Genomic DNA, 12,128 nt, shown 5'->3' on the forward strand with positions numbered 1-12,128 from the left:
GTATGCGCCCGGAGTGGCGCCTCGGCGCTCAACCGCCGAGGTACTCAGCGAGGTGCCGGCCGGTCAGGGTGGCGCGGGAGGTCACGAGATCGGCCGGTACCCCCTCGAAGACGACGCGGCCGCCGTCGTGCCCCGCGCCGGGGCCCATATCGATGATCCAGTCGGCGTGAGCCATGACGGCCTGGTGATGCTCGATGACCACGACGGTCCTCCCGGCCTCGACGAGGCGGTCGAGAAGGTCCAGCATCTTGTCCACATCGGCCGGGTGCAGGCCGATGGTCGGCTCGTCCAGGACGATGACGTCGCCGTCCTCCCCCAGGTGGACGGCGAGTTTGAGGCGCTGACGCTCGCCTCCGGAGAGCGTGCTGAGGGCCTGCCCGAGCCTCACGTATTCCAGGCCGCAGTCCGCCATCCGGTCCAGGATCCGCATCGCCGCGGGCAGGCGGGCCTCGCCGTCGCCGAAGAACTCCCGCGCGGCGCCGACGCTCAGCTCCAGGACGTCGGCGATCGACAGGCCGCCGAGGGTGAAGGTCAGGACCTCCTCGCTGAAGCGCTTCCCAGCGCACGCCTCGCAGCGCGATTCGACGGTCTCCATGAAGCCCAGCTGCGTCTCGATGATCCCCGAGCCGCCGCACACGGGGCAGGCTCCTTCGGAGTTCGCGGAGAAGTGCGCGGGCTTGGCCCCGGCGTCCTTGTTCGCCTTGGCGAAGGCCTTGCGGATGGGGTCGAGGAGCCCGGTGAAGGTGGCGGGGTTGGAGCGGCGCGAGCCCCTGATGGGGGACTGGTCGATGGTGACGACGCCGTCCATGGGGGACAGGTGGCCGTGGACGAGGCTGGACTTGCCCGAGCCGGCCACGCCTGTGACAACAGTGAGCACGCCGCGCGGGATATCCACGTCCACGTCGCGCAGATTGTTGGTGCTGGCACCGCGGATCTCGATGGCGCCGGCGGCCCGGCGCGGGGAATCCTTGAGGCGGGCTCGGTCGGCGAAATGGCGGCCGGTGAGGGTGCCGGAGCGCCGCAGTCCGTCGACCGCGCCCTCGAAGCAGATCCTCCCGCCGGCATCGCCCGCGCCCGGCCCGAGGTCGACGACGTGGTCGGCGATGGCGATCGTCTCAGGCTTGTGCTCGACGACGAGCACCGTGTTCCCCTTGTCCCGCAGGTCCTTCAGCAGGGCGTTCATCCGGTGGATGTCGTGAGGGTGGAGCCCGATAGTGGGTTCGTCGAAGACGTAGGTGACGTCGGTGAGTGCCGAGCCGAGGTGGCGCACGAGCTTGGTGCGCTGGGCCTCGCCGCCCGAGAGCGTGGAGGCGGGCCGGTCCAGGGAGAGGTAGCCCAGGCCGATGCTGACGAAGGCGTTCAGGCTCTCGCGCAGGGAGACGAGCAGGGGAGCGGCGCCCGTCAGGCCGTCAACGCGGGGCAGTGGCGCGGGGCCCGGGGCGCCGTCGCCGTTCTGGCCTGCGGCCGCGCGCTGAAGGCGGGCGATCCAGTCGGCGAGGTCCGAGATCTGCATGGCGCAGGCATCGGCTATGGAGCGACCGTCGATGAGGCAGGTCCGGGCGGGCTCGGCCAGGCGGGTGCCGCCGCATTCCGGGCAGGTCCCGAACACGACGGCGCGCTCGACGAATGCCCGGATATGCGGCTGCAGGGCCTCCGGCTCCTTGGAGAGCATGGACTTGCGGATCTTGGGCACCAGACCCTCGTAAGTGATGTTGACCCGACCGACCTTGATCTTGGTGGGCTCCTTGTAGAGGAAGTCGTCGAGCTGCTTGGGCGTGAAGGTGGAGATCGGCTTGTCGGCGGGGAAGAAGCCGGAATCGGTGAACGCCCGCACGGACCATCCATCAGCGGTGTAGCCGGGGATGGTGATGGCGCCGTCGGCCAGGGAGCGGGTCCCGTCGTAGAGCTCGGAGAGCCTTATGTCAGAAATGCGGCCGAGGCCCTCGCAACGCGGGCACATCCCGCCGACGACGCTGAACCGCTTGCGCTCGACGACCTTGCGTCCACCGCGCTGGGTCGTGACCGCGCCGCCGCCGGTCACGGAGGGCACGTTGAAGGCGAAGGCCTGGGGGCCGCCGATACGGGGGGCGCCGAGGCGCGCGTACAGGACGCGGAGCATCGCGCCGATGTCGCTGGCCGTGCCCAGCGTTGATCGCGGATTGGAGCCCATGCGCTCCTGGTCGACGACGATCGCGGGGGTCAGCCCTTCCAAGCGGTCGACGTCGGGGCGCGCGACCGACGGCATGAATCCCTGGATGAAGGCCGGGTAGGTCTCGTTGATGAGCCTGCGCGACTCAGCGGCGATCGTGGATAGCACGAGCGAGGACTTGCCTGAGCCCGAGACTCCCGTGAAGACCGTGAGGCGCCGCTTGGGGATCGTCAGGCTGACGCCGTCGAGGTTGTTCTCGCGCGCGCCGATGACGACGATCGCGTCGCGGTGGTCCCGCGACTCGTGCGCGGCCACTGCCGTTGTGCGGCTCGCGCGCTGCTTCTCACTCCGCATTCGGCCGATCATGCCAGATATGGGAAGCGCGTCCGCGCGGCCATGCCACGAGCCGGCGCCCCTCTCACGATTCACCGATAATGGACATTATGTCATTTTCGATTGGTTGACCGCACCGGGGCGCCCACCAGGATCGGTCCCGTGCCGACTCCCGCCCTCAGGCGGGCCCCTCCTCCGTCGCCGCCAGGTCCATCAGCAGTCGGCGCGCCCGGAGAGTCACCATCATGATCGTCGTTCCCACGACGAGGCCGAAGGCCCCCAGCGGCCACAGCACGAGTGCCGCCGCGCCGCGCCCGAGGACGATCGCGAGCAGCCCGAGGCAGGCCAGGACGGCTCCCGCGGTGATTCCCGTGCGCCATACGGGCGCCAGGGCTCCGCGCCCCACCTGCCCGGGGACTCCCTCGTCCCGGGCGAAGGCTCCCGGGCGGGCGTCGAGCCGAACCTGAGGCGCCTCGATCGGTGCCCCCGACTCATCGATGTAGATTGTCCCCGACGTCCCCGCCCCAGTTCCTGCGGACCCACTTCCGGCCATGATGCGAAGCTATGACCGCGACCTTCGTCGGAGCCCTGAACGACCTGTGAGGAGGCTGGTAGCGATCCGTCGATGAGCCGCGCTGATCGACGATGACATGAATGACATAAGTATTCATCTGGTGATGGCTCTCCCGCAGCGCCGGTGCTCGCTCGCGCCCGGCTGTGCCGGGCGACGGCGCAGCCGCAACGACCTGCGCCGTCGCGACCAGCGGCCTACGCTCGGGGCATGATGTCCCCAGACCCGCCGGAGGGACCCAATGGCCCGACAGTCCCCCGGCCGACGCCCCATCCCACCGCCGTCTTCCTCGGCGACTCCGTTGTCACGGGCTGGAGGTCTGTCAGCCACCCCCGTAACCGTTTCTCGTCGCTGGTCTGCGAGCATCTGCGTTGGCGCGAGGTGAACCTGGCGGCCGACGGCATCGGCTTCTTCTGCCGACGCGGCGGGAAATTGCCCGGGGGCGGCCGCTCCCCCTCCTGTCGGGACACCACCTGGCTGGAGACGGCCCTGCGCGCCGAGCCCGATGTCGTGACCGTCTGCCTCGGGCTCAACGACGCCGCATTCCTGCCCTCCCAGCGGGAGCTCGTTGAGCAGGCCATCGAGCACGACCTCGCCTTCCTGGCCGAGCGCCTCCCGGGCGTTCCCACGATCATCGCCCCCTACTTCCCCGCCCTCGGTGTCGGGCCCCGCTTCGGCGTCATCCACCGGCTCGTGCACGACCACGCCACCCGCCTCGGGCTGGCCTCCACCGACGCGATGAGCGCTGCGATCGACGCCGATGAGAACAAGCTCGCGATCGATGGGATCCACCCCAACGACGCCGGTCACGCCGCCATCGCCCGCGCCATGATCGCCGTCTACCGCGAGATGGTCCCCGGCCTCGCCGCCACTCCCCCGCCCTCGGCCGCATCGTCGGGCACGGGCGCCCCGTTGTAGCAGTCCGGCGCGCGCGGGCATAGGCTTGCCCGCGGTTCTCCGTCCGGACGTCAAGACATAGGAGTTGCTGTGCCTCAGCGCCGAGAGCCGACGCTCACCGACGTCGCCGAGCTCGCGGGTGTCTCGCTGACCACCGTGTCACGAGTCCTCAACAACCGCGGGTACCTCAGCGAGGCGACCAAGGAGCGGGTCAGCGCCGCCATCGCGGAGCTGAATTACCGGCCGAACCAGGCCGCCCGCGTCCTGCACGGCATGGCCACCCGGAGCATCGGCGTCATCGTCCCGACGGTGGCCCTTCCGTTCTTCGGCGAGCTCGCCGCGCAGCTCGAGATCGCATTGGCGGAGCACGGCTACCGCATCCTGGTGTGCAACTCCCAGGGCCGCGCCGAGCGCGAGCGGGAGTATCTCGACCTGCTCGTCTCGCACCGGGTGGACGGCATCATCTCGTCGGCCCACAACGAGGACCTCGCTGACTACGGCACGGTCCGCATGCCGCTGGTCATGATCGACCGCGACCTCTCCCCCGCCATCCCCAACATCCGTTGCGACAACGTCCGGGGAGGCGTCCTCGCCACCGAGCACCTCCTCCAGCGAGGGGCGCGCCACCCGCTGCTCCTCACCTCGCGCACGGGTCGGCGCAACGGCCGTGAGGCCGGCTACCGCAGTACGTTGGCCCGGGCGGGCATCGAGACGCAGATCGTGGCCGTCGACTTCAACACTCCCGAGCCGGAGCGGACCCAGCGCATCAACGACGAGCTGACCAGCCGGATCGGCGGTTTCGACGCCGTCTTCGCCACCGATGATCTCACCGCGGCCGGCGTCGTGGAATGGGCCCGATCGGCCGGCCTGAGCGTCCCCGAGGATCTGCGAGTCATCGGATTCGACGGCACGCGGGCGATCCGCCAGGCGATGCCGGGGCTGACCACCATCCAACAGCCCATCGCAGAGCTCTCGCGCCGCGCCGTCGCCGAGCTGCTGGCCCAGATCGAGGCAATTCACGACGGCGTCGAACTGCGCGCGCCGGGGATCGCCCCGATTGAGCTGCCCGTCGAGCTCATCGTCGGCCGGACCACCTGAGCGGCACTGCTCCTCATCAGCGCTGCGAACCGGTCTCGGTGACGTTTTCGACCGGTCTCGATGGCGATAACGACCGGTCTCGAGCAGGGAGCCGGGCTCATCGCATTCCCGCGATGGGCCCGGCTCCCTGCCGGCGGTGGGTCAGCGGCGGACGCTCAGCCGTGGTTGACGCTGAACAGCGCGTCGCCGCGCGAGGCGTCGTGGGTCCCGGCCTCGGAGATACCGGAGAACTTGTCCCCGTTGGACACGACGATCGGTGTGACGATCTGGTATCCGGCCGCCTTGACCGCGTCCCAGTCGACCTCCACCAGCGGCGTGCCGCGGCGGATGACGTCGCCCTGGTGGACCTTCGGGCTGAAGTGCTTGCCGTCGAGCTGGACGGTGTCCATGCCGACGTGGATGAGCACCTCCACGCCGCTGGCGGCGCGGATGCCGTAGGCGTGGCCGGACGGGAAGGCCACGATGACCTCGCCATCGACCGGCGAGACCACCGGTCCCGCCGACGGGACGACCGCCAGGCCCGGGCCGAGCAGCCCCTGGGAGAAGACGGCGTCCTCGACCTCGGACAGCGGGACCACGCGGCCCTCGATGGGCGAGGTGACGGAGAAGTCCTCAGCGGCCTCGGCGGGGAGCTCGACCTTGACCGCCTCATGGGGCTGGCCCTCGGCGGTGTGCTCGTGGATGGCCTCCGCCTCGGCCTCGAGCGCGGCCTCGTCCTCGACATCGCCGTCGGCCAGGGAGGCGGCCCCCTTGGCGGTGCGGGAGTAGAAGTAGGCCCCGCTGAAGGCGAGCACCGCGACGAGGACCTCGAGGGCGAGATAGGCCGGGATGTGCTTGGGGACCATGGATACGAAGCCCACGAAGCCCGCAGCGCCGAGCGCCTGGCTGCGCACATCGAACAAGGACACCAGGGCGGCGCCGATGGCCGCCGACCCCATGCCGATGAAGAACGGCCAGCGCAGGCGCAGGTTGACACCGAAGATCGCGGGCTCGGTGATGCCGAGGAGCGCGGAGACACCACCGGCGCCGGCCAGGCCCTTCATCTTGGCGTCCCTGGTGCGCAGGAAGACCGCGATGGCGACGGCGCCCTGGGCGACGTTGGCCATGGAGGCGATCGGGAAGATGAAGGACCCGCCGGTGTTGGCGATGTCGGAGATGAGCGGGATCTCCACCGCCGGGAAGGACTGGTGCAGGCCGGTGACGACGATCGGCGAGTAGACGAGGCCGAACAGGGCGCCGCCCAGGGGGCCGAGCGTGTTGTACGTCCAGTCCAGGCCGTCGGTGATCCAGATGGAGAGCTGGCGCGTGATCGGGCCGACGACGACGAAGGTGAGGAAGCCGGTGCCGAGCAGGGTGATGAGCGGGGTGAGGAGGAAGTCGGCCGTGCCGGACAGGCGCTTGTGCAACTGCTTCTCGATGACCGACATGAGATAGGCGACGCAGATGATCGGGATGACCATCGCCTGGTAGCCGATCTTCTGGACCTCCAGGCCGAACAGCTGCCAGCTGGGCGCTGCCCCCGTGAACTCCCAGAACTTCGCGGCCGCCTCGGGGTTGCTCATGTCATAGGCGCTCAGCAGAGAGCTGGAGACCATGGCGGCGCCCATGGCCCCGCCGAGGTAGACGTTGCCGCCGAAGCGCTTGGCCGCCGAGAAGCCCACGAGCACGGGGAGGAACGCGAAGGCCGCCGAGGAGATGAGGTTGATGAGGTCGGCGTAATCGGCCAGCCAGGTCCACCGGTCCTTGAGCGACATCTCGCCGAAGAGCCCCTCGGCCGTCAGGACGTTGTTGATGGCCATCATGAGACCGCCGGCGATGAGGGCGGGGAGGATCGGGACGAAGATGTCCGCGATCATCTTGATGAACCGCGAGGCGAGGTTGCCGGACTGGGCGGCGACCTGCTTGGCCTCATCCTTCGAGACCTCCTTGACCCCGCCGGTCGCGATCATGCGATCGAAGACGTGGTCCACATCGCCGGGGCCGACGATGATCTGGTACATGCCGCCGGCGATGAAGGTCCCCTTGATATCGGGGTCCTTGTCGAGGGCCTTCTGATCGACCTTGTCCAAGTCCGCAAGGACAAGTCGCAGGCGGGTCGCGCAGTGCGCGGCTGCCGTGATGTTCTCCGCGCCGCCGACGTAGGTCAGGACGTCGGTCGCCACCCGGGCGTGATCCATTGCCACCCGGTGCCTCCTCTCAGTGGTCGGCACTGCCAGGCGCCGCCCTCCCAGTCACCGGGCGCGGCGAGCCGCGAGATGGGGATCCTGGGGGTTGGGATGAGGCGCCACGGGGTCATCGATGATCCCCTGGCAGGGCCTGTGTCAAACGTGAGTCACACTACCGTTACACGCCCGCCCGGGCAAGGCCGGTCTGACTGCCGGGCGATGCGACCGCCGATGCCGCTGCAGGCACGGCTCGTGGGCCCGCCCGCGCCCCGCCCGCCGGGGGCCCGGTCGTCGCGTCCGTACCTGATTCTGCCCGTCCCTCGGTGGGGCTCGGCCGCATTCGCCCGGGTCCCGCTAGGCTCAGCACTATGACAGCCGAGCGCCCGCGCACCTCAGGGACCCTGCCCGCCTCCTCCTCACGCGGCCGCCGCCGAGCCAAGGCCCCGGCCCCGGGCGAGAGTCGGCCCGGCCCCTCGCTCGGCATCGACCTGGGCACCACGCGCACCGTGGTGGCCCGCGTCGACCGCGGGAACTACCCGGTCGTGCCCTTCCCCGATGAGCACGGCGACGCCCAGGAGTACCTGCCCTCGCTCACGGCCCTGACCCCCGACGGCCTGGTCCACGGCTTCGCCGCGCGCGCCGCCGCCCGCGAGGGCGCCCCGCTGCTGCGCAGCCTCAAGCGGCGCCTGTCGAGCCCGCGCATCACCCCGGCCACCGAGGTCGAGCTCGGGGGCCGGCGCTTCACCGTCCTGGAGATCCTCACCGACTACCTGCGCCATCTGCGGGCCCAGCTCAAGGCGGCCCCCGGCATGGACGGCACCGACCCCGGCGCGCGGGGATCGCGTGTCTCGGTCGCCGTCGCCGTTCCGGCCCACGCCTTCGGCGCCCAGCGCCTCCTGACCCTCGAGGCCTTCGGCGACGCAGGCTTCAACGTCATCGCCATGCTCAACGAGCCCAGTGCGGCGGGCTTCGAGTACACGCACCGCAAGGCCCGCACCGTGTCCTCCAAGCGCACCCGGGTGCTGGTCTACGACCTCGGCGGCGGCACCTTCGACACCTCGCTCGTGGACGTGCGCGGCGTCGCCCACGAGGTGCTGGCCTCCCGCGGCCTGGGGGATCTCGGCGGCGACGACGTCGACCTCCTCCTCGCCCAGCTCGCGCTCGAGCGCGCGGGCGTGCGGGAGGAGGACCTCGATGATCGCGAGGTCTCCGATCTGCTCGACCAGTGCCGCGATGCCAAGGAGGCCCTCGCCCCCCAGACCCGGCGCATCGCGCTGGACGTGCGGGGCAAGGACATCATCATCCAGACGGCCGAGCTCTACGAGGCCTGCAAGCCCCTCCTGGAGCGCTCCCTGGACGTCATGGAGCCGCTCATCGGCCGTCTCGCCGACGGCGATCCGGATCTCACCGAGGTCGCCGGCGTCCACCTGGTCGGCGGCGGCTCCGCGCTGCCCCTCGTGCCCAGGATGCTGCGCGAGCGCTTCGGCGCGCGGGTCCACCGCTCCCCCTACCCCGGCGCCTCCACCGCGATCGGCCTCGCCATCGCCTCGGACCGCGATTCCGGCTATGACCTCATCGACCGCCTCTCGCGCGGCTTCGGAGTCTTCCGCGAGGCCGATGACGGCCGGCGCACAACCTTCGACGCCATTCTGGGCGAGGACGCGATCCAGGCCGGCGCCACGCGCGAGGGCACGGTCATCACCCGGGAGTACACGGCCGTCCACAACATCGGCTGCTTCCGGTTCGTCGAATGCGCGGGCGTCGACGCCGACGGCGAGCCCCGCGGTGAGCTCGCCCCGTACCAGGAGATCATCTTCCCCTTCGATCCCGCCCTGCGCGACGAGGACCTCTCCGGGCGCCCCGTCGAGCGCACGGGCGCGGGCCGCCGCGTTCAGGAGCGCTACGAGATCGACTCCGCAGGACTCGTGCAGGTGACGATCACCGACCTGGAGGACGGCTTCTCGCGCCGCTACGTCCTGGGGCGTCAGACCGCCTGAGAGCCCGGACGCGGCGGACGCCCCGCCGACCTCAGGGGCCGGCGGGGCGCTCCAGTGCCTCGGGCGATCGCGACGGCGCTTCAGCCGCCTGGCGCCCCGGGATCGACCGCCGCTGGGGGAATACCGCCAGGAAAGGCCGAGGACGGCCTGAGCGGATCTTAACCGGCCTGGCGCTTGGCGGCCCGCCGCTTGGCGAGCTCATCCTCGACGACCGGGGCCTCGGCGCGGTCCACGGGAAGCTCTGCGAGGGAGCCCTCGACCTCGTGCCAGACCCGGCCGACGGCGATCCCGAAGACGCCCTGCCCTCCCTGGACGAGGTCGATGACCTCATCGGCGGAGGTGCACTCGTAGACGGAGGCGCCATCGCTCATGAGGGTCATGGAGGTGAGGTCCTCGACACCCCGTTCGTGGAGGGCGTCCACCGCGGTGCGGATCTGCTGGAGGGAGACCCCGGTGTCGAGCAGGCGCTTGACGATCTTGAGCAGGAGGATGTCGCGGAAGGAGTAGAGGCGCTGCGTCCCCGATCCCTTGGCGCCGCGCACCGTCGGCTCCACCAGGCCCGTGCGGGCCCAGTAGTCCAACTGCCGGTAGGTGATGCCGGCGGCGCGGCAGGCGACCGGCCCGCGGTATCCCGAGGATGTATCGAGGTCCGGAAGGGTGTCGCCGAAGAGCATGCCCTGGGCGAGCTGCGGTGCGGATGCGTGAAGACTCGCTTCGTTCGCGCTCACAGGGCTGCTCCTCACAGTTCGGTTACTGGCCTTCGGTCGTGACGGGCTGCCGCCGACGACCGCATGGTCCACGATAGAGGGCTATCCGCTCCCACTCAACGAAGGGCGCGCCGAGCGGGACGCCCCTTGTGGGTATCAATCTCAACCTCAACTCGATGCGCGATACCCGGGGGCGGGGTTTGGCCTGGCATTTCAGCATTTCATGGGTCGCATGGCAACGTGACCGACGTCACCTCAAAAATCACACCTGTCACACACGCCCCGCGTGTCGCGCTGGGCGGGAGCGGGGTGCGCCGACTGACGCCGGATCCCGCCCTCACCTGGCCGGGGGATCATCCGGGATGGCAGTGGCGAGACTGCGGCGCCAGCGCGCCATCCGCTCGTGCATGGTCTGCTCGCCCAGGTCCACCCCGCGCAGCCGCAGAAGCGTCTCCGAGGCCAGGATCGGCCGGTCCAGGGCGCCCGCCAGGACGAGCGCATCACCCGGGGCGCAGGGGATCTCCCCCACTTCCCCGTGCTCATCCCTGTCGGCGAGCGTAAGGCCGCATACGAGACGAGCATCGGCATCGACCCCCAACCTGATCTGGAGGATGGAGCCGCCCAGCATCTGGACGCTGCGCGCCAGCACGCCCACCCAGCCGGGCTGCGTGGAGGGACCGGGCTCGGAGAGGACGAGTCCCTCGCGCGCGGTGACGGGAATGGCGACCATGCCGGGTCCACCGGCCTCGACGAGGATCGCGACGAGACCGGTGGATGCTGCGGTGGATCGGATGCCCACGAGATGCATGGGGCGCACGCCACAAGGCTACGGGTCGGCCAGGTGCCGCGTCCGGCGAATGGGCCACTGACTGGCGGCGATCGCCATCACGGGGGCGGGCGGCGGTACGGCTCAGGGCAGGGCGCGCACGGCCAGGTGCAGCAGCTCCCCGTACAGCTCGCCGACGAGGCCGGCGAGCCGGGTGGCGGAGTCCTCCGCAGCAGTGGCCGAGCGGCGCCGGGCGGACTGCGTGGCCTGATCGATGGAGTCCGCGGCCCGCTCGGCGCTGGTGCGCACCGATCGCAAGTTGCGCAGGGGCAGCCCCAGGCGCGCGGCCTCCAGCGCGAGGCGCGTGATGCGCAGGCTCTGGGGAGCGAAGCGCCCGCGGGCGTCAGCGGCTATGAGACCGGCGGAGATGAGCTCGTTGACCTCCACCTCGGAGGCCCCTGTGAGGGCCCTGAGGTCATCCAGGCTCATGTCCGCGCCCTCGACGGCGCGGCCCTGCGAGGCCACCACCCGCGCGACCGGGGCCGGATCCGGCGCCAGCGCCGAGGCGTCCATGTCCTCCAGCCGCTCCCGGATGACACCCAGCGGCAGGTACTCGTCGCGCTGGGCGGTCAGGGCGAAGCGCAGCCGGGCGACGTCGGCCTGCGAGTAGCGCCGGTAGCCGTTGCCGATCCTATGGGGCGAGATGAGCCCTTCGGCCTCCAGATAGCGCAGCTTGGAGACCGACAGCGCGGGGAACTCGGCCCTCAGCGCCTCGACGACCTCGCTGATCTTCATCGTGGCCTCGCGGGAGACGCCGCGCGGCCACGGCCCTGGAGCCTCCCGCCTGGCGGCGGGGGCCTGCTCGCGGGCTCGAGTGGGCCGGTTCACAGGGCGGGCGCGGCGGGGCCGGGGTGGTAGGTCATCCGGAACTTGCCGATCTGGACCTCATCACCGGCGCGCAGGACGGCCTGCTCCACTCGCTCCCTGTTGACATAGGTGCCGTTGAGCGAGCCCGAGTCGCGCACGGCGTACCCGCCGCCGTCGACGGCGGAGAAGATCGCGTGCTTGCGCGACACGGTCACGTCGTCGAGGAAGATGTCGGCGCGGGGATGGCGGCCGACGGTGGTCTGCCGGGCGTCCAGGAGGAATCGCGCCCCGGTGACCGGGCCGTGCTGGACGATCAGCAGCGCCGTGCCCGCGGGCAGGGCGGCGATCGCAGCCCGGTCCTGAGCCGAGAGGCCGATGACCTGGACGTCGACGTCGGCGGAGAAATCGATCGCGCCGAGGGTCTGGGTCGACGTGGTGTCCGAATCCGATGGAATGCTCGTCATCGTGGCCCCCTCTGGTAGGGCGGCGCTCGTCGCGCCGCGATGGGCCCACCATACCGGTCCCCGCGCGCCATCGTCGCGCCGTTCGGGCGGTCACTCCCTTACCGAACGCGGGAA

At 70.7% G+C, this 12,128-nt stretch carries 10 protein-coding genes; 3 read left to right on the plus strand and 7 right to left on the minus strand.

What is annotated here, in order from left to right; translation table 11 throughout:
• Positions 1-28 precede the first annotated feature (28 nt).
• Both B1H55_RS00080 and B1H55_RS12065 read right to left on the minus strand, forming a co-directional pair.
• Positions 29-2,503 carry an ATP-binding cassette domain-containing protein gene (locus B1H55_RS00080; RefSeq protein ID WP_077241116.1) on the minus strand — a complete coding sequence of 825 codons (2,475 nt, stop codon included), beginning with the start codon at positions 2,501-2,503 and terminating at the stop codon, positions 29-31.
• Between the two features lie 157 nt (positions 2,504-2,660).
• Positions 2,661-3,035 carry a hypothetical protein gene (locus tag B1H55_RS12065; RefSeq protein WP_143221428.1) on the minus strand — a complete coding sequence of 125 codons (375 nt, stop codon included), beginning with the start codon at positions 3,033-3,035 and terminating at the stop codon, positions 2,661-2,663.
• Between the two features lie 228 nt (positions 3,036-3,263).
• Between B1H55_RS12065 and B1H55_RS00090 the strand changes: the two genes are divergently transcribed.
• The gene (locus B1H55_RS00090) at positions 3,264-3,971 is read left to right on the plus strand and encodes an SGNH/GDSL hydrolase family protein (RefSeq protein WP_370427850.1); all 708 of its coding nucleotides are present in this window, start codon (positions 3,264-3,266) and stop codon (positions 3,969-3,971) included.
• 69 nt (positions 3,972-4,040) lie between these two features.
• Positions 4,041-5,048: a LacI family DNA-binding transcriptional regulator gene (locus tag B1H55_RS00095; RefSeq protein ID WP_073451951.1), complete on the plus strand. Its 1,008-nt coding sequence runs from the start codon at positions 4,041-4,043 to the stop codon at positions 5,046-5,048.
• A gap of 155 nt (positions 5,049-5,203) precedes the next feature.
• Here the strand turns inward: B1H55_RS00095 and B1H55_RS00100 are convergent, their stop codons facing one another.
• A complete protein-coding gene (locus tag B1H55_RS00100; protein WP_172575572.1) occupies positions 5,204-7,225 on the minus strand; it encodes a sucrose-specific PTS transporter subunit IIBC in 2,022 nt (673 codons plus the stop codon).
• 356 nt (positions 7,226-7,581) lie between these two features.
• Here B1H55_RS00100 and B1H55_RS00105 point away from each other — a divergent pair, with 356 nt between their 5' ends.
• Entirely contained in the window at positions 7,582-9,210 is a 1,629-nt protein-coding gene (locus B1H55_RS00105; RefSeq protein ID WP_073451948.1) for an Hsp70 family protein, read from the plus strand.
• Positions 9,211-9,368: 158 nt separating this feature from the next.
• Here the strand turns inward: B1H55_RS00105 and B1H55_RS00110 are convergent, their stop codons facing one another.
• From B1H55_RS00110 to B1H55_RS00125, 4 genes are all read right to left on the minus strand, one after another.
• Entirely contained in the window at positions 9,369-9,884 is a 516-nt protein-coding gene (locus tag B1H55_RS00110; RefSeq protein ID WP_073452043.1) for a MerR family transcriptional regulator, read from the minus strand.
• 370 nt (positions 9,885-10,254) lie between these two features.
• Positions 10,255-10,734 carry a bifunctional nuclease family protein gene (locus B1H55_RS00115; RefSeq protein WP_143163829.1) on the minus strand — a complete coding sequence of 160 codons (480 nt, stop codon included), beginning with the start codon at positions 10,732-10,734 and terminating at the stop codon, positions 10,255-10,257.
• 93 nt (positions 10,735-10,827) lie between these two features.
• On the minus strand, positions 10,828-11,478 hold the full coding sequence (gene ftsR, locus B1H55_RS00120; RefSeq protein ID WP_073451944.1) for a transcriptional regulator FtsR: 651 nt from the start codon (positions 11,476-11,478) through the stop codon (positions 10,828-10,830).
• A gap of 89 nt (positions 11,479-11,567) precedes the next feature.
• Positions 11,568-12,014 carry an FHA domain-containing protein gene (locus B1H55_RS00125; RefSeq protein WP_073451942.1) on the minus strand — a complete coding sequence of 149 codons (447 nt, stop codon included), beginning with the start codon at positions 12,012-12,014 and terminating at the stop codon, positions 11,568-11,570.
• Between the last annotated feature and the right edge of the window lie 114 nt (positions 12,015-12,128).

The organism is Actinomyces denticolens, assembly GCF_002072185.1.
Taxonomy (GTDB): Bacteria; Actinomycetota; Actinomycetes; order Actinomycetales; family Actinomycetaceae; genus Actinomyces; species Actinomyces denticolens.